The organism is Allobosea sp. P1_B10 (assembly GCF_056406735.1).
The window spans coordinates 409,142-425,265 of sequence record NZ_JBFTZP010000004.1 but is presented as its reverse complement, the minus strand read 5'-3'; the positions used below and the strand labels follow the sequence as shown (position 1 = coordinate 425,265).

Sequence of the window (16,124 nt, the reverse complement as noted above, 5' to 3'; positions counted from 1 at the left end):
GCGTTCCCTTTTCAGCCGCGTTTGTCGTGCTTATGTGGGTGTCTTCCGAGACAGCCGCTGATTCTCTCTTCCGCCCTAAACCGGCGCCCGCCATCAAGGACATATTTCATGCTGCGCGATCCGATCGAGACCTACAACAATCTCGTCCCGATGGTGGTCGAGCAGTCGAGCCGCGGCGAGCGCGCGTTCGACATCTATTCGCGCCTGCTGCGTGAGCGGATCATCTTCCTGACCGGCCCGGTCGAGGATTATTCGGCCTCGCTGATCGTGGCGCAGCTGCTCTTCCTCGAGGCTGAGAACCCCAAGAAGGAAATCTCCTTCTACATCAACTCGCCGGGTGGCGTGGTGACCTCGGGCATGTCGATCTACGACACCATGCAGTTCATCAAGTGCCCGGTGACGACGCTCTGCGTCGGCCAGGCCGCGTCGATGGGCTCGCTGCTGCTGACCGCCGGCGCCAAGGACATGCGCTTCGCGCTGCCCAACGCCCGGATCATGGTCCACCAGCCTTCCGGCGGCTTCCAGGGGCAGGTGACCGACATCCTGATCCACGCCCGCGAGGTCGAGAGCCTCAAGCGCCGGCTCAACGAGATCTATGTGAAGCACACAGGCCGCTCCTACGCCGACATCGAGGCAGCCCTGGAGCGCGATAATTTCATGACCGCCGAGCAGGCCCGTGATTTCGGCCTGATCGACAAGGTGATCGAGCAGCGCGCGGACGAAACCAAGGCTTGAGCGACGCTTTCTATCGTCCCGCCTGCCCATATGCCCCGTTGGCTGTGGGTTGGCGGGAGGCTCGCGAGAGCCCATATTGCATGAGGACCGGCCCCATGTTTGCATGGGGACTCGGATGAGCGGACAGGCGCTTCACTTCGGTCCGATTTTGGGTGTCGAACGTTTTCGGATGTACCGATACGGGGCGTTAACCCAAAAATCGTGATCTGGGCGCTTATTGTGACGGAGAGACGACGGTTGCATCCGCCCAGGCTGATGTGGACATCCGGCTCCGAGAATGGAGATGGACGATGAGTAAGGTCAGCGGCGGCGATTCCAAGAGCACGCTCTACTGCTCCTTCTGCGGCAAGAGCCAGCATGAAGTGCGCAAGCTGATTGCGGGTCCGACCGTGTTCATCTGCGATGAATGCGTCGAGCTCTGCATGGACATCATCCGCGAGGAGTCGAAGTCCGCGCTGGTGAAATCCAAGGACGGCGTGCCGACTCCCAAGGAGATCCGCAAGGTCCTCGACGACTATGTCATCGGGCAGGACCACGCCAAGAAGGTGCTCTCGGTCGCGGTTCACAATCACTACAAGCGGCTCTCGCACGCCTCGAAGCACAACGATGTCGAGCTGGCGAAGTCGAACATCCTGCTGATCGGTCCGACCGGATCGGGCAAGACGCTGCTCGCGCAGACGCTGGCCCGCATTCTCGACGTACCCTTCACCATGGCCGATGCGACGACGCTGACCGAAGCCGGTTATGTCGGCGAGGATGTCGAGAACATCATCCTCAAGCTGCTCCAGGCCTCCGACTACAATGTCGAGCGGGCGCAGCGCGGAATCGTTTACATCGACGAGATCGACAAGATCAGCCGCAAGTCCGACAATCCCTCGATCACGCGGGATGTCTCGGGCGAAGGGGTGCAGCAGGCGCTGCTGAAGATCATGGAAGGCACCGTCGCCTCCGTGCCGCCGCAGGGCGGGCGCAAGCATCCCCAGCAGGAATTCCTGCAGGTCGACACCACGAACATCCTGTTCATCTGCGGCGGCGCGTTCGCCGGACTGGACAAGATCATCGCTTCGCGCGGCAAGGGGACTTCGATCGGTTTCGGCGCCAGCGTGCAGGCGCCCGACGAGCGTCGCACCGGGGCGATCTTCCGTGAGGTCGAGCCCGAGGATCTGCTGAAGTTCGGCCTGATCCCTGAGTTCGTTGGTCGTCTGCCCGTTCTGGCGACGCTGGAGGATCTCGACGAGGCCGCGCTCAAGACCATCCTGACCGAGCCCAAGAACGCGCTGGTGAAGCAGTACCAGCGCCTGTTCGAGATGGAGGACACCGAGCTCACCTTCACCGACGAGGCTGTCAGCCTCATCGCCCGCAAGGCGATCGAGCGGAAGACCGGTGCGCGCGGCCTGCGTTCCATCATGGAAGGCATCCTGCTCGAGACCATGTACGAGCTGCCGGGGCTGGAAGGCGTCGAGCAGGTCGTGATCGGTCCCGAGGCCGTCGAGACGAAGTCGCGCCCGCTGTTCATTTACTCCGAGCGCGAGGATGAAGCGAAGTCTGCGTCGGCCTGATCGCCGTCAGCGACAGTGATACCTGCGAACGCGCGCCCCTTGGCGCGCGTTTTGCGTTCGCTCTGACGATGAAATATCACATCCGGGATATCAGGATGATTTTGCTTCATTCTGCTCTGGACGCATGAAAGACCTCGCTTGAAAGCCGGCGAGGAAGTCTCCACTTTAAGTTCACTTGCGAGAGTCGCATGCCTGTCGAGGGTGCGATGCGCGAGGGTGGCCAGAGTGAATTGTCGCCTTGGCCGCGTACGTCAGGTCGTTCCGCCCATCTTGGGGTTGGGCCTGGCGCAACCATAAAGGAATCGTCATGACTGGCTCGGCGCCCCGCGCTCCTTTCGTCCCCGGCGAGACCGGCATCTACCCGGTGCTGCCGCTGCGCGATATCGTCGTTTTCCCACATATGATCGTCCCGCTCTTCGTCGGCCGCGAGAAGTCCATTCGCGCGCTGGAAGAGGTGGTCAAGACCGACGGCCTGATCCTGCTCGCAACGCAGAAGAACGCCGGCGACGACGATCCAGAGACCAAGGATATCTATGAGATCGGCACGCTGGCCCGCGTGCTGCAGCTGCTTAAGCTGCCCGATTCGACCGTCAAGGTTCTGGTCGAGGGCGTCGGCCGTGCCAAGGCGACCTCCTATGTCGCCGACGAGGCGTTCTACCAGGCCGAGGCCGTTGGCGTCGCCGAGGAAGAGGGCAAGAAGGTCGAGGTCGAAGCGCTGGGCCGTTCGGTCGTCAGCGAGTTCGAGAGCTATGTGAAGCTCAACAAGAAGATCTCGCCCGAGATCGTCGCTGCCGTGTCGCAGATCGACGAGCCTTCCAAGCTCGCCGACACCGTCGCCTCGCATCTCGCCGTCAAGATCGCGGACCGTCAGGCCGTGCTCGAGATCACCAACGTCGCACACCGGCTTGAGAAGGTCCTCTCGCTGATGGAAAGCGAGATGTCGGTGCTTCAGGTCGAGAAGCGCATCCGCTCGCGCGTCAAGCGCCAGATGGAGAAGACGCAGCGCGAGTACTACCTCAACGAGCAGATGAAGGCGATCCAGAAGGAGCTCGGGGACGGCGAGGAAGGCCGTGACGAACTGGCCGAGCTGGAAGAGCGCATCGCCCGCACCAAGCTCTCCAAGGAGGCCCGTGACAAGGCCGTCGCGGAGATGAAGAAGCTGCGCCAGATGTCGCCTATGTCGGCGGAAGCCACCGTCGTGCGCAACTATCTCGACTGGATGCTCGGCATACCGTGGAACAAGCGCTCGAAGATCCGCAAGGACCTGCCGGCGGCGCAAGCCGTGCTCGACGACGATCATTACGGGTTGGACAAGGTCAAGGACCGGATCGTCGAATACCTCGCCGTGCAGCAGCGGACGAACAAGCTCGCTGGTCCGATCCTGTGTCTGGTTGGCCCTCCCGGCGTCGGCAAGACATCGCTCGGCAAGTCGATCGCCAAGGCGACGGGTCGCGAATTCGTACGGATGTCGCTCGGCGGCGTGCGTGACGAGGCCGAGATCCGCGGACATCGGCGGACCTATATCGGCTCGATGCCCGGCAAGATCATCCAGTCGATGAAGAAGGCCAAGACCTCCAACCCGCTCATCCTGCTCGACGAGATCGACAAGATGGGCCAGGACTTCCGCGGTGATCCGTCGGCGGCCCTGCTGGAGGTGCTCGACCCCGCGCAGAACGCCACCTTCAACGACCACTACCTCGAGGTCGATTACGACCTTTCGAACGTGATGTTCGTGACGACGGCCAACACGCTGAACATCCCGCCGGCCCTGCTGGACCGGATGGAGGTGATCCGCATCCCCGGCTATACCGACGAGGAGAAGACGCAGATTGCCCGCGGTCACCTGATCCCGGCGGCAATCAAAAAGCATGGTCTCGATTCGAAGGAATGGTCGATCGACGATGCCGCTTTGGAGACCCTGTTGCGCCGCTACACGCGCGAAGCCGGCGTGCGCAATCTCGAGCGCGAGCTCTCCAACACCATCCGCAAGGCGGTGAAGGATATCGTGCTGGAGAAGCGCAAGACGGTGACGATCGACCCGCAACTGCTCGAGGAGTATCTTGGCCCGCCGCGCTATCGCTATGGCTTGGCCGAGACCGAGGACCAGGTCGGCGTCGTGACAGGCCTGGCCTGGACCGAGGTCGGCGGCGAGTTGCTGACGATCGAAGGCGTGATGATGCCCGGCAAGGGCAAGATGACCGTCACGGGCAACCTCAAGGACGTGATGAAGGAATCGATCTCGGCGGCGGCATCCTATGTCCGCTCCCGCGCGCTCGATTTCGGCATCGAGCCGCCCTTGTTCGATCGCCGCGACATCCACGTCCACGTTCCCGAAGGGGCGACCCCGAAGGACGGGCCTTCGGCCGGTATCGCGATGGCGACCACCATCGTCTCGATCCTGACCGGCATCCCGACGCGCCGCGACCTTGCCATGACCGGTGAGGTGACGCTGCGGGGCAGGGTGCTGCCGATCGGCGGCCTGAAGGAGAAGCTCCTGGCGGCCCTGCGCGGCGGCATCAAGAAGGTGCTGATCCCGGAGGACAACGCCAAGGATCTGATCGACCTGCCAAAGTCCGTGAAGGAGGGCATGGAGATCGTCCCGGTCTCGCGGATGGAGCAGGTGCTCGAGCACGCCTTGATGCGCCAGCCGGTGCCGATCGTCTGGGAAGAGGATCTCAACGCGCTGCGGCCGAAGGTCGGTGACGACGACGCAGCCGGCGTGATCGCTCACTAAGGCGAATCGACCGAGAGACCCGAGCCGTCGGCGCCCAAGCGCCGGCGGCTTTTTTATTGGGTCCGGCCGGGCGTTCGGGGATGGCGCACTTGTACAGACGCGAGCCGCATCAGCATGGCTGGCGGCGTCTGCCGGTGTCGTTGAGCGAATTGGGGGATGTGCGGGCATGGTGGGCGGTGACGGGCTCGAACCGCCGACCCTCTCCGTGTAAAGGAGACGCTCTACCAACTGAGCTAACCGCCCGGACGGCTCCGTTTAAGGCCAAGCGGGGCTGTCGCGCAAGGGTGGCTGAAGGCCGCGGCCCGGTCATGCCCAGAATCCGATCCACCCTGTGCATGGCTGCGGGCAAGGGCGGGGCGCAATCGAGGCTGCGTTCTTCCCCAGCGCTCGAAATGAATGACGGGAAAGTCGTTTTGCCAGCGCTTGCCGCTTGACACTTTCGGCCCCGCGCCATAATCCCAACCCCGCTGAGGGCGGTGCCCTCTCTGCCCTGCGCGGGCGTAGCTCAGTTGGTTAGAGTGCCGGCCTGTCACGCCGGAGGTCGCGGGTTCGAGCCCCGTCGCCCGCGCCATTTCACCGTTAACGTATATGCGTTCTGGTGGTTTGCTACAGGTTTTGGCCTGTGTCTGTTGCCGTCGGAACCGCCCTGCGCGGGCGTAGCTCAGTTGGTTAGAGTGCCGGCCTGTCACGCCGGAGGTCGCGGGTTCGAGCCCCGTCGCCCGCGCCATTTCACCGTTAGCGTATTTCCCGTTCTGGTGGCTCGCTCCAGGCTCTCGCCTGTATCGCTTGCCATCGGGACCGCCCTGCGCGGGCGTAGCTCAGTTGGTTAGAGTGCCGGCCTGTCACGCCGGAGGTCGCGGGTTCGAGCCCCGTCGCCCGCGCCATTTACCTTCCCCCAATCGCGACCATGGATGACCGCCGCGGACAGCCTCCGCAGGCCCGTCGGACCCTTGTGCGGCGCCCTCGATTCTCCGGGGATTGCCGGGATCTGAAAGCCGCCTAATCTCCCGCCCCGGGGCGCCGTTCCGGCGTGGGGAGATCGACATGCCAGCAAGACTAGCAGCGTTATTCGTAGGGGCCTGCCTGTGCCTGTCTCAGGCGGCGGGGGCTGCCGAGATCAAGGTGCTGACTGCCGGCGCCTTCAAGCCGATCGTGCTCGCTGTGGCCGGCGCCTTCGAGCAGGGCAGTGGCCACAAGCTCGTCATCGACAACGATACCGCCGGAGCCCTGCTGCGCCGCATCGGCGAGGGTGAAGCGTTCGATGTCGCCGTGCTGACGCCGGCCGCGATGAAGGAACTCGTCGGGCGCGGTCGAATCGCCGGCGGGACGCCAGTCGACCTCGCCAGGACATCGGTGGGTGTCGCGGTGAAGCAGGGTGCGCCGAAGCCCGACATCGCGACCGTCGCCGCCTTCAAGGCTGCGCTGCTGGCCGCGCGCAAGGTCGCCTATATCGACCCTGCCGCCGGAGGCTCGAGCGGGATCTATTTCGCCGGGCTGCTTGAAACCATGGGCATTGCCGACGCAGTCAAGGCCAAGGCGGTGCTGGTGCCCGGAGGGCTGGTTGCACAGCGTCTCGTGACAGATGAGGCCGATCTGGCGGTCCATCAGATCAGCGAGATCCTGGCCGTCCGGGGCGCGGTCCTCGTCGGCCCGCTGCCTGCGGAAATCCAGAGCTACACGACCTATACTGGCGGCATCGCTGCGGCCAGCGCGCAGCCGGACGCGGCCCGCAGCTTCCTGGCCTTCCTTGGCAGCGACGCTGCCAGGCGCATTCTGGGCGAGAAGGGCATGGAGGCCGCGCCGCATTGAGGGCACGGCCTTGGCGGGACATCGCAGGCCCCGCTACCAGGGTCGGCGCGGCCCGGTGTCGATATGGATCAGGCCGTTCCAGTAGACCTTGTTGCCGCCGACCTCGGGCAGGCTCCGCGCCCATTCGAGAACGACGCGCGGGCGCACGCCCGGCACGCGGAAATCCATGGCTTCGCAGCGCTTGTGATAGGAGCCGCGCCGGGCGCGCCAGGGCGGCCGCCAGGTCGAGGTGACCTTCGCAGCGCCGTACTTGTCGACGATCTTGTTGAGGATCTGCTTCAGCTGCGGTGGCAGGCAGGCGATCGACGTTCCGGGATCGGTCGAGATGCCCGGCCGTTCCGGCTTCTCATTGGGGTCGAACTCCGGCTCGGCGCCGGCTTTCTGGCCGGGCGCGAGCTTCGGCCATTCCGGCCCCTCGCCCTCGTCGGGCTCGGAGACGGCAGGCGAGGTCGGGCTGTCCTGCGCCGGAGGCGGCGCGGGCGCCGGGGCGGGCGGTGCCACCACGATCGCAGGCATTGCGGAGGCGGGCGGGAGATCGAGATCGAACGGGCGATGAGGGGGCAGGGGAGCGCGCACACTCTGGCCGTCCTGCTGGGCGGCGACGTCGGAGGCATGGAGGACGCAGGCGAGGGCCAGCGCCATAGGCAAGGCGAAGACGGAGGCTTTCACTGGGCGTCAGGGCGCCGGAGGAAAGAAGACGGCGCGCGTCTCGGGGCCGACCAGCGGCGCCTGCGGCGACTTGGCGCACAAGGCCATCAGGCCGGCGGGCGCGGCGAGCACCTTCTCGAGGTCGAGCAACGGACGCTGGCCCAGGCCAGCGTAATATCCCGCCAGCCAGAGCGCGAGCTGGTTGCGGTCGTCCTCGCGCATGGCCACGAAATCCGAGCAACTGCCGCCGGTCATGTCGATGGGCTCGGCCTGGGCACCGGGGGCGGGCAGCCAGCCCGCGCAGGCCATCAGGGCCAGAAGGGTGAGACGTCGCATCCGCTGCATCGTGCGGCGCCTTTCTTCAAAAGCGGCCAGGCGCCGCAGGAGATCGATTCGCCGTTACTGTGTCGCGGCGGTGGGGACAGGGCCAGCCCGTCCGCGCCCATATTCGCAAAAGTGAGGGATTCGTCGATAGGATGCGGGAACAGCGGAACGCGAATGTGCTTTTTGTGTTAGCCCTGCACCCCATTCAACCCGCTTGCGCGATTGTGCGGCGCGGCAGAGTCTTGCTTCATTCTAATCCAGGGTCTAATCGACTGGCCAACGTGCCGTTGCCGGCGCGACCAAGCGGGATCGTCCATGCAAACTCTCCCAGTACCATCCCTGCTGAATGATTACCTGCCATTGGTGATCTTCATCGCCGTGGCCGCCGTCATCGGCCTGGCCCTGCTGATCGCGCCGTTCGCGATCGCCTATTCGAAGCCGGATGCTGAAAAGCTCTCGGCCTATGAATGCGGCTTCAACGCTTTCGACGACGCGCGCATGAAGTTCGACGTCCGGTTCTATCTGGTCGCGATCCTGTTCATCATCTTCGACCTCGAGGTCGCCTTCCTGTTCCCCTGGGCCGTCGCGTTCGGTGGGCTCGGCTGGTATGGTTTCTGGTCGATGATGATCTTTCTCGGCGTCCTGACCGTCGGCTTCATCTATGAATGGCGCAAGGGCGCGCTGGAGTGGGACTAATCGTCGGATCGCAAGCCTGAGCTTGGCGACACATCTGGCGGTTACGACTTCACGAGGGACTAAAGAATGGCAATCACAGCGATCGACCGCGGCGACCCGCTCGTCGCGCCCGCGCCCAAGGGCCTGCTCGGCCCCGATGGCCTGCCCGTCGGCGCGCGCGATCCGTTCTTCACCGACATCAACAACGAACTGGCCGACAAGGGCTTTCTCGTCACGGCGACCGACGACCTGATCAACTGGTCGCGCACGGGCTCGCTGATGTGGATGACATTCGGTCTCGCCTGCTGCGCCGTCGAGATGATGCAGCTTTCGATGCCGCGCTATGACGTGGAGCGCTTCGGCTTCGCCCCGCGCGCCTCACCACGCCAGTCCGACGTGATGATCGTCGCGGGCACGCTGACCAACAAGATGGCGCCCGCCCTGCGCAAGGTCTACGACCAGATGCCGGAGCCGCGCTACGTCATCTCGATGGGCTCCTGCGCCAATGGCGGCGGCTACTACCACTACAGCTACTCGGTGGTGCGCGGCTGCGACCGGATCGTGCCGATCGACATCTATGTGCCGGGCTGCCCCCCGACTGCGGAGGCGCTGCTTTATGGCGTGCTGCTGCTGCAGAAGAAAATCCGCCGTACCGGCACGATCGAGCGCTGAGGGTCTGACATGAGCGATCTCCTTGCTCTCGGCGAAGACATCAAGGCCGCGCTCCCGGGCGCGGTGACGGATGCTGTCGTCGCCTTCGATGAGCTGACGATCCATGCCGAGGCGGCTTCGATCGTCGAGGTTCTGAAGACCCTGCGCGAGGACAAGCGCTTCCGGTTCGTGAACTTCACCGATATCGCGGGCGCCGATTATCCGGGCCGCGAGAAGCGCTTCGACGTCGTCTACCACATGCTGGCGCCGTACTCGAACACGCGCATCCGCGTGAAGGTGCAGACCGACGAGGCCACCCCGGTTCCCTCCGTGATCGAGGTCTACCCGGCCGCGAACTGGTATGAGCGCGAGGCCTATGATTTCTACGGCATCCTGTTCTCGGGCCACCCCGACCTGCGCCGCATCCTCACCGATTACGGTTTCGAGGGGTATCCGCTGCGCAAGGACTTCCCGCTGACGGGATTCGTCGAGGTCCGCTACGACGACGAGCAGAAGCGCGTCGTCTACGAGCCCGTGAAGCTCAACCAGGAATTCCGCAACTTCGACTTCCTCTCGCCCTGGGAAGGCGCGGACTATGTGCTGCCCGGCGACGAGAAGGCGAAAGCGAGCTGACGCCATGGCGCAAAGCAAGCCAGTGTCGGGCAGCTGCCTCTGCGGTGCGGTCAAGTTCCGTGCCGTGGTGAAGGCGCCGGAAATGGACGTCTGCCATTGTTCGATGTGCCGGCGCTGGAGCGGCGGTGCGTTCATGGCCGTGCCATGCGGCGAGATCGAGATTGCCGACCCGTCCGAGCTCGGCGTCTACGTCTCGTCCGACTGGGGCCAGCGCGAGTTCTGCCGCGCCTGCGGCTCGAGCCTGTTCTGGCGCATGCGCGATGGCAGCGATTCCGTCGTCTCGCTGCAGGCGCTCGACGACGTCTCTGGCCTGACCTTCAAGGCAGAAATCTTCATCGATGAAAAGCCGGCGCTCTACGCGTTTGCCGGCGAGCGGCCGCGTCTGACCAGGGACGAGTTCCTGGCCCATGTGGCGGCAAAGCAGGGCGGCACGGCATGACCGAGCACAACATCCGGAATTTCTCGATCAATTTCGGCCCGCAGCATCCGGCTGCGCACGGCGTTCTGCGCCTTGTGCTGGAGCTTGACGGGGAGGTGGTCGAGCGCGTCGATCCGCATATCGGCCTGCTGCATCGCGGCACCGAGAAGCTGATCGAGGCCAAGACCTATCTGCAGGCGCTGCCCTATTTCGACCGGCTCGACTATGTCGCGCCGATGAACCAGGAGCATGCCTATTCGCTCGCGGTCGAGAAACTGATGGGCGTCACGGTCCCGCGCCGTGGCCAGCTGATCCGCGTGCTGTATTCCGAGATCGGCCGCATCCTGTCGCATCTGCTCAACGTCACGACGCAGGCGATGGACGTCGGCGCGCTGACGCCTCCGCTCTGGGGCTTCGAAGAGCGCGAGAAGCTGATGATCTTCTACGAGCGCGCCAGCGGCTCGCGTATGCATGCGGCCTATGTCAGGCCCGGCGGCGTCCACCAGGACCTGCCGGTCGCGCTGATCCATGACATCGCCGAATGGTGCGATCCGTTCCTGAAGGTCTGCGACGACCTCGAGACGCTCCTCACCGACAACCGCATCTTCAAGCAGCGCAACGTCGACATCGGCGTGGTCGACCTCGACACCTGCTGGAAGTGGGGTTTTTCGGGCGTGATGGTGCGCGGCTCGGGCGCGGCCTGGGACCTGCGGAAATCGCAGCCCTACGAGTGCTATGACGAGATGGATTTCGACATCCCGATCGGCAAGAACGGCGATTGCTACGACCGCTACCACATCCGCATGGAAGAGATGCGCCAGTCGGCTTCGATCATGAAGCAGTGCTGCGCCAAGCTCCTGGCGGCCGATGGCGGCGGGCCGGTGTCGTCGCTCGACGGCAAGATGGTGCCGCCCAAGCGCGGCGAGATGAAGCGCTCGATGGAAGCGATCATCCACCATTTCAAGCTCTATACCGAAGGCTACAAGGTGCCTGCCGGCGAGGTCTATGCGGCGGTTGAAGCGCCCAAGGGCGAGTTCGGCGTGTATCTGGTCTCGGACGGCACCAACAAGCCCTATCGCTGCAAGATCAAGGCGCCGGGCTTCGCTCATCTCCAGGCCATGGATTTCATGTGCCGCAAGCACATGCTGGCAGACGTCAGCGCGATCCTGGGCTCTCTCGACATCGTCTTTGGTGAGGTGGACCGCTAATGTCCGTCCGGCGTCTCGCACCCGATCATATCCAGCCTGCCTCCTTCGCCTTCGATGCGGCGAACGAGAACTGGGCCGACCAGCAGATCGCGAAATATCCTCCCGGCCGCCAGGCCTCGGCTGTCATTCCGCTGCTGTGGAAGGCGCAGGAGCAGCATCATGGCTGGGTTCCGCGCGCTGCCATCGAGGCTGTCGCCCGCAAGCTCGACATGGCGCCGATGCGCGTCATGGAGATCGCGACCTTCTACACGATGTTCAACCTGCAGCCGGTTGGCCAGCACTTCATCCAACTCTGCGGCACGACGCCCTGTGCGCTGCGCGGCGCCGAAGCGCTGAAGAAGGTCTGCGAGGATGTGATCGGCCCGCAATCGACCGTCACGGCCGATGGCAAGCTGTCCTGGCTCGAGGTCGAATGCCTCGGCGCCTGCTGCAATGCCCCGATGGCGCAGATCAATTTCGACTATTACGAAGACCTGACCCCCGACAATTTCCGCGTTCTGCTGGACGATCTTCGCCAGGGCCGGCCGACCAAGCCCGGCCCGCAGGTCGATCGCTGCTGCTCGGAGCCGCTGGGTGGTGGCGAGACGCTGAAGGATCCAGCCCTCTATGACGGCACGGTGATCGGCGCCGGCGACTGGCAGGCCCGCATCGTCGAGCAGCGCAAGGCTGCCGCTGAAGCCGCTGCCGCCAAGGCTGCGGCGGAAGCCGCCGCCAAGGCCGAGGCCGAAGCTGCCGCCGCTTCGGTCAAGGCTGGACCGACCGACATCGCCAGCGCGCCTGCAGCTGCGGCTGCGACGCCTGGCCGGCCAAATCCGTCCTCGACGGCACAGCCATCCAACGCCGCGCAGGATACCCCGTCCGCGACGGGCGGGGCGATCAAAGACGCGTCGGGCACCAAGCCCGCTCAAGCCTCGCAGGGCGATGCGCCCAGCGACAAGCCGGTGAAGTGAGGCGATAACGATGCTTGCTGATCGCGACCGCATTTTCACAAATCTCTACGGCCGGCACGACCTGTCGCTGAAGGGCGCCATGGCGCGCGGCGCCTGGGACGGCACAAAATTCCTGCTCGAGCAGGGCCAGGACTGGATCATCGACGAGATGAAGAAGTCCGGCCTGCGCGGGCGTGGCGGCGCCGGCTTCCCGACCGGGCTGAAGTGGTCCTTCATGCCCAAGAAGAGCGACGGGCGGCCGAGCTATCTCGTCGTCAACGCCGACGAGTCCGAGCCGGGGACGTGCAAGGATCGCGAGATCATGCGCAACGATCCCCATACGCTGATCGAGGGCTGCCTGATCGCCTCCTTCGCGATGAATGCGAATGCGGCCTACATCTACATCCGCGGCGAATACATTCTGGAGCGCGAGGCGCTGCAGCGCGCGGTCGACGAGGCTTATGCTGCCAACCTGATCGGCAAGAACAACAAGCACGGCTACCCGTTTGATCTCTATGTGCATCACGGCGCCGGCGCCTATATCTGCGGCGAAGAGACGGCGCTGCTGGAAAGCCTCGAGGGCAAGAAGGGGATGCCGCGGCTGAAGCCGCCATTCCCGGCCAATGTCGGCCTCTATGGCTGCCCGACGACCGTCAACAACGTCGAGTCGATTGCCGTTGCGCCGACCATCCTGCGCCGTGGCGCGAGCTGGTTTTCGTCGCTCGGCACGCCGAACAATGTCGGAACCAAGCTGTTCTGCGTCTCGGGCCATGTGAACAAGCCCTGCAACGTCGAAGAGGCGATGGGGCTGACCTTCCGCGAACTGATCGACCGCCATTGCGGCGGCATCCGCGGCGGCTGGGACAACCTCAAGGCGGTCATTCCCGGCGGCTCGTCGGTGCGCATGGTGCCGGCCGAGCAGATCATCGACACGCCGATGGATTTCGACTCGCTGTCGAAGCTGAAATCGGGTCTCGGCACGGCGGCCGTGATCGTGATGGACAAGTCGACCGACATCGTCCGTGCGATCGCGCGCATCAGCTATTTCTACAAGCATGAGAGCTGCGGCCAGTGCACGCCGTGCCGCGAAGGCACCGGCTGGATGTGGCGCGTCATCAGCCGCATGGCCGAGGGCAGGGCGCAGAAGCGTGAGATCGACATGCTGCTCGACGTCACCAAGCAGATCGAGGGCCACACGATCTGCGCGCTCGGCGATGCCGCAGCCTGGCCGATCCAGGGCCTGATCGCGCATTTCCGCCACGAGATCGAACAGCGCATCGACGACTATGCCGCCAACCCGCATTCAGAGCCGGTTCGGCTGATGGCGGCGGAGTAAGGCGATGACGGAGGGTGGATTTTATTTTCTGATTTTCTTGGACCTCCTTCGTCGAGCTGGAGAAGTATTCTTTTCGGTTGTTGTTCCTGGGTTGTGGATTTTTGCGTTCGGTTTGATGATCAAACGCTTAGGCAAGCCTCTCTGGTGGGTATTGTTCTTTGTTCCATATTATATTTTGAATATTTTTCAGCACTTTAAGTTTTTCTATTTTCATAACTTGAATTCAATTTATGTAATTAGCTTTCTTAATTTGATATCTCTTGGGTTGATGTTTGTGATGTTTCGTCGACCCTTGCAATCGAGAGATGCGCGATGAGTGGCGTAAGCGAAAAGCATTCGTCAGAAGAGGGGCGTTGGCCTAAGCCGGTTCGGCTGATGGCGGCGGAGTGAGATCATGACCAAACTCCTCATCGACGGCATCGAAGTCGACGTTCCTGCCGACTACACCGTGCTCCAGGCCTGCGAGGCCGCGGGCGCAGAGGTGCCGCGCTTCTGCTTCCACGAGCGGCTCTCGATCGCCGGCAATTGCCGCATGTGCCTCGTCGAGGTGAAGGGTGGCCCGCCCAAGCCGCAGGCCTCCTGCGCGATCGGCGTGCGCGATCTGCGTCCGGGTCCCAATGGCGAGCCTCCGGTCGTCTCGACCAAGTCGCCCATGGTCAAGAAGGCCCGCGAGGGGGTGATGGAGTTTCTCCTGATCAACCACCCGCTGGATTGCCCGATCTGCGACCAGGGCGGCGAGTGCGACCTGCAGGACCAGGCCATGGCATATGGCGTGGACAACTCCCGCTATGCCGAGAACAAGCGCGCGGTCGAGGACAAGTATATCGGCCCGCTGGTAAAGACCTCGATGACGCGCTGCATCCAGTGCACGCGCTGCGTCCGCTTCACCACGGAAGTCGCCGGCGGCTCCGATCTCGGCGCAATCGGTCGCGGCGAGGACATGGAGATCACCACCTATCTCGAGCAGGCGATGACCTCGGAGTTGCAGGGCAACGTCGTCGATCTCTGCCCGGTCGGCGCGCTGACCTCGAAGCCTTACCAGAACAAGGCGCGGCCCTGGGAGCTGACCAAGACCGAATCCATCGACGTGATGGATGCGGTCGGCTCGGCGATCCGCGTGGATTCGCGCGGCAAGGAAGTCATGCGCATCCTGCCGCGGCTGAATGAGGCGGTGAACGAGGAGTGGATCTCCGACAAGACCCGCCACATCGTCGATGGCCTGCGCACGCAGCGGCTCGACCGGCCCTATATCCGTGTCGACGGCGCGCTGCGCCCTTCGAGCTGGACCGAGGCTTTTGCCATGATCGCGGAGAAGCTCGGGGCTGCCAAGCCGGAGCGCATCGGCGCGATTGCCGGCGACCTCGCTGCGGTCGAGGAGATGTTTGCGCTCAAGGCACTGATCGCCTCGCTCGGCTCGRCCAATCTCGACGCGCGCCAAGACGGCACGAAACTGCATCCGAAGTTTGGCCGCGCGTCCTACGTCCTCAATGCCGGCATCGCCGGGATCGAGGATGCGGATAGCCTGCTCATCATCGGCGCCAATCCGCGTCGCGAGGCGCCGATCCTGAACGCCCGCATCCGCAAGCGCTGGCTGCGCGGCGACTTCAAGATCAGCGTCATCGGCGAGCGCGCCGACCTGACCTATGATTACGACTATCTCGGCGCCGGCACGGAGACGCTGGCCGAGTTCGTCAAGTCCGCAACGGCCGGCAAGGCCAAGCCGATGGTGCTGGTGGGGCAGGGCGCTCTGGCCCGCACCGATGGCGAAGCGGTGCTGTCGCTGGCTGCCAAGGCGGCGCAGTTGCTCGGCGCATCGGCTGAGGGCTGGAACGGCTTTGGCATTCTGCATACGGCGGCTTCGCGCGTCGGTGCGCTCGATCTCGGCTTCGTGCCGGGCGACAGCGGGCTGGATGTCGCCGGCATGGTGGCGCCCGGTGCGCTCGACGTTCTGTTCCTGCTCGGTGCCGACGAGATCGAGGTCCCGGCCGGGGCCTTCGTGATCTACCAGGGCACGCATGGCGACAAGGGCGCTCACCGCGCCGACGTCATCCTGCCGGGCTCGGCCTATACCGAGAAGTCCGGCACCTATGTGAACACCGAAGGGCGGGTGCAGATGACCGATCGCGCCACCTTCCCGCCGGGCGATGCCCGCGAGGATTGGGCGATCCTGCGCGCCCTGTCGGCAGCGCTGGGCAAGACCTTGCCCTTCGACTCGCTTGCAGGCTTGCGCAAGGCGCTTTACGAGGCGCATCCGCATTTCGCGGCGCTCGAGGTTCTGCCGGTCAACGATGCCGCGGGGCTCGGCGCTCTCGCCGGCGTCGGCGGCGCCACGGACCGGGCCGGCTTCACCTCGCCCGTCAGCGATTTCTACCAGACCAACCCGATCGCGCGCGCATCCGCCGTGATGGCCGAATGCTCCGCACTGGCCTCCGGCCGGCTGCGGCAGGCGGCTGAGTGAGAGGCCT

General features: G+C 64.4%; 14 protein-coding genes and 4 tRNA genes. 15 read left to right on the top strand and 3 right to left on the bottom strand.

Going from position 1 to position 16,124, the window contains the following annotated elements; all coding sequences use genetic code 11:
* Nucleotides 1-108: 108 nt before the first annotated feature.
* The 3 genes from AC1D2L_RS12640 to lon all read left to right on the top strand — a co-directional run bounded on the left by AC1D2L_RS12640 (nt 109) and on the right by lon (nt 5,028).
* Nucleotides 109-735: an ATP-dependent Clp protease proteolytic subunit gene (locus tag AC1D2L_RS12640; RefSeq protein ID WP_476846217.1), complete on the top strand. Its 627-nt coding sequence runs from the start codon at nt 109-111 to the stop codon at nt 733-735.
* Nucleotides 736-1,025: 290 nt separating this feature from the next.
* Nucleotides 1,026-2,294 carry an ATP-dependent Clp protease ATP-binding subunit ClpX gene (gene clpX / locus AC1D2L_RS12635; RefSeq protein WP_476846216.1) on the top strand — a complete coding sequence of 423 codons (1,269 nt, stop codon included), beginning with the start codon at nt 1,026-1,028 and terminating at the stop codon, nt 2,292-2,294.
* 307 nt (nt 2,295-2,601) lie between these two features.
* Nucleotides 2,602-5,028: an endopeptidase La gene (lon, locus tag AC1D2L_RS12630; protein WP_476846215.1), complete on the top strand. Its 2,427-nt coding sequence runs from the start codon at nt 2,602-2,604 to the stop codon at nt 5,026-5,028.
* A gap of 167 nt (nt 5,029-5,195) precedes the next feature.
* On the opposite strand, the gene AC1D2L_RS12625 is transcribed toward lon, so the two are convergent.
* Nucleotides 5,196-5,271 (bottom strand) — tRNA-Val (locus AC1D2L_RS12625).
* A gap of 251 nt (nt 5,272-5,522) precedes the next feature.
* Between AC1D2L_RS12625 and AC1D2L_RS12620 the strand changes: the two genes are divergently transcribed.
* The 4 genes from AC1D2L_RS12620 to AC1D2L_RS12605 all read left to right on the top strand — a co-directional run bounded on the left by AC1D2L_RS12620 (nt 5,523) and on the right by AC1D2L_RS12605 (nt 6,837).
* A tRNA-Asp gene (locus tag AC1D2L_RS12620) sits at nt 5,523-5,599 on the top strand.
* A gap of 79 nt (nt 5,600-5,678) precedes the next feature.
* A tRNA-Asp gene (locus tag AC1D2L_RS12615) sits at nt 5,679-5,755 on the top strand.
* An 80-nt stretch (nt 5,756-5,835) separates the two neighbouring features.
* Nucleotides 5,836-5,912, top strand: a tRNA-Asp gene (locus AC1D2L_RS12610).
* 160 nt (nt 5,913-6,072) lie between these two features.
* Nucleotides 6,073-6,837 (top strand): molybdate ABC transporter substrate-binding protein, encoded by a 765-nt coding sequence (locus tag AC1D2L_RS12605; RefSeq protein ID WP_476846214.1) that lies wholly within the window; start codon nt 6,073-6,075, stop codon nt 6,835-6,837.
* A 33-nt stretch (nt 6,838-6,870) separates the two neighbouring features.
* On the opposite strand, the gene AC1D2L_RS12600 is transcribed toward AC1D2L_RS12605, so the two are convergent.
* Together AC1D2L_RS12600 and AC1D2L_RS12595 are read right to left on the bottom strand one after the other, a co-directional pair.
* Nucleotides 6,871-7,506, bottom strand: coding sequence for a YcbK family protein (locus tag AC1D2L_RS12600; protein WP_476846213.1), 636 nt, complete (start codon nt 7,504-7,506; stop codon nt 6,871-6,873).
* Between the two features lie 6 nt (nt 7,507-7,512).
* Nucleotides 7,513-7,821, bottom strand: a complete 309-nt coding sequence (locus tag AC1D2L_RS12595; RefSeq protein ID WP_476846212.1) for an HdeA/HdeB family chaperone — start codon at nt 7,819-7,821, stop codon at nt 7,513-7,515.
* Nucleotides 7,822-8,124: 303 nt separating this feature from the next.
* Between AC1D2L_RS12595 and AC1D2L_RS12590 the strand changes: the two genes are divergently transcribed.
* The 8 genes from AC1D2L_RS12590 (at nt 8,125) to nuoG (ending at nt 16,117) form a co-directional block, all read left to right on the top strand.
* Nucleotides 8,125-8,505 (top strand): NADH-quinone oxidoreductase subunit A, encoded by a 381-nt coding sequence (locus AC1D2L_RS12590; RefSeq protein ID WP_476846211.1) that lies wholly within the window; start codon nt 8,125-8,127, stop codon nt 8,503-8,505.
* Nucleotides 8,506-8,571: 66 nt separating this feature from the next.
* The gene (locus tag AC1D2L_RS12585; protein ID WP_476846210.1) at nt 8,572-9,156 is read left to right on the top strand and encodes a NuoB/complex I 20 kDa subunit family protein; all 585 of its coding nucleotides are present in this window, start codon (nt 8,572-8,574) and stop codon (nt 9,154-9,156) included.
* Between the two features lie 9 nt (nt 9,157-9,165).
* A complete protein-coding gene (locus AC1D2L_RS12580; RefSeq protein ID WP_476846209.1) occupies nt 9,166-9,768 on the top strand; it encodes an NADH-quinone oxidoreductase subunit C in 603 nt (200 codons plus the stop codon).
* A 4-nt stretch (nt 9,769-9,772) separates the two neighbouring features.
* Nucleotides 9,773-10,207 carry a GFA family protein gene (locus AC1D2L_RS12575; protein WP_476846208.1) on the top strand — a complete coding sequence of 145 codons (435 nt, stop codon included), beginning with the start codon at nt 9,773-9,775 and terminating at the stop codon, nt 10,205-10,207.
* Nucleotides 10,204-11,394, top strand: coding sequence for an NADH-quinone oxidoreductase subunit D (locus AC1D2L_RS12570; RefSeq protein WP_476846207.1), 1,191 nt, complete (start codon nt 10,204-10,206; stop codon nt 11,392-11,394). The genes AC1D2L_RS12575 and AC1D2L_RS12570 overlap by 4 nt, the downstream gene beginning before the upstream one ends.
* Nucleotides 11,394-12,344, top strand: coding sequence for an NADH-quinone oxidoreductase subunit NuoE (gene nuoE, locus AC1D2L_RS12565; protein ID WP_476846206.1), 951 nt, complete (start codon nt 11,394-11,396; stop codon nt 12,342-12,344). Before AC1D2L_RS12570 ends, nuoE begins: the two co-directional genes overlap by 1 nt.
* Nucleotides 12,345-12,354: 10 nt before the next feature.
* Nucleotides 12,355-13,659, top strand: a complete 1,305-nt coding sequence (gene nuoF / locus AC1D2L_RS12560) for an NADH-quinone oxidoreductase subunit NuoF (protein ID WP_476846205.1) — start codon at nt 12,355-12,357, stop codon at nt 13,657-13,659.
* A gap of 394 nt (nt 13,660-14,053) precedes the next feature.
* The gene (gene nuoG / locus AC1D2L_RS12555) at nt 14,054-16,117 is read left to right on the top strand and encodes an NADH-quinone oxidoreductase subunit NuoG (protein WP_476846204.1); all 2,064 of its coding nucleotides are present in this window, start codon (nt 14,054-14,056) and stop codon (nt 16,115-16,117) included.
* Nucleotides 16,118-16,124 lie beyond the last annotated feature (7 nt).

Excerpts from the sequence above, each read along its gene's own strand:
- nuoE (WP_476846206.1), top strand. The coding sequence starts at position 11,394 with ATGTCCGTCCGGCGTCTCGCACCCGATCATATCCAGCCTGCCTCCTTC.
- AC1D2L_RS12595 (WP_476846212.1), bottom strand. The coding sequence starts at position 7,821 with ATGCGACGTCTCACCCTTCTGGCCCTGATGGCCTGCGCGGGCTGGCTG.
- AC1D2L_RS12580 (WP_476846209.1), top strand. The coding sequence starts at position 9,166 with ATGAGCGATCTCCTTGCTCTCGGCGAAGACATCAAGGCCGCGCTCCCG.
- AC1D2L_RS12575 (WP_476846208.1), top strand. The coding sequence starts at position 9,773 with ATGGCGCAAAGCAAGCCAGTGTCGGGCAGCTGCCTCTGCGGTGCGGTC.
- AC1D2L_RS12640 (WP_476846217.1), top strand. The coding sequence starts at position 109 with ATGCTGCGCGATCCGATCGAGACCTACAACAATCTCGTCCCGATGGTG.
- AC1D2L_RS12585 (WP_476846210.1), top strand. The coding sequence starts at position 8,572 with ATGGCAATCACAGCGATCGACCGCGGCGACCCGCTCGTCGCGCCCGCG.
- AC1D2L_RS12570 (WP_476846207.1), top strand. The coding sequence starts at position 10,204 with ATGACCGAGCACAACATCCGGAATTTCTCGATCAATTTCGGCCCGCAG.
- nuoF (WP_476846205.1), top strand. The coding sequence starts at position 12,355 with ATGCTTGCTGATCGCGACCGCATTTTCACAAATCTCTACGGCCGGCAC.
- lon (WP_476846215.1), top strand. The coding sequence starts at position 2,602 with ATGACTGGCTCGGCGCCCCGCGCTCCTTTCGTCCCCGGCGAGACCGGC.
- AC1D2L_RS12605 (WP_476846214.1), top strand. The coding sequence starts at position 6,073 with ATGCCAGCAAGACTAGCAGCGTTATTCGTAGGGGCCTGCCTGTGCCTG.
- clpX (WP_476846216.1), top strand. The coding sequence starts at position 1,026 with ATGAGTAAGGTCAGCGGCGGCGATTCCAAGAGCACGCTCTACTGCTCC.
- AC1D2L_RS12590 (WP_476846211.1), top strand. The coding sequence starts at position 8,125 with ATGCAAACTCTCCCAGTACCATCCCTGCTGAATGATTACCTGCCATTG.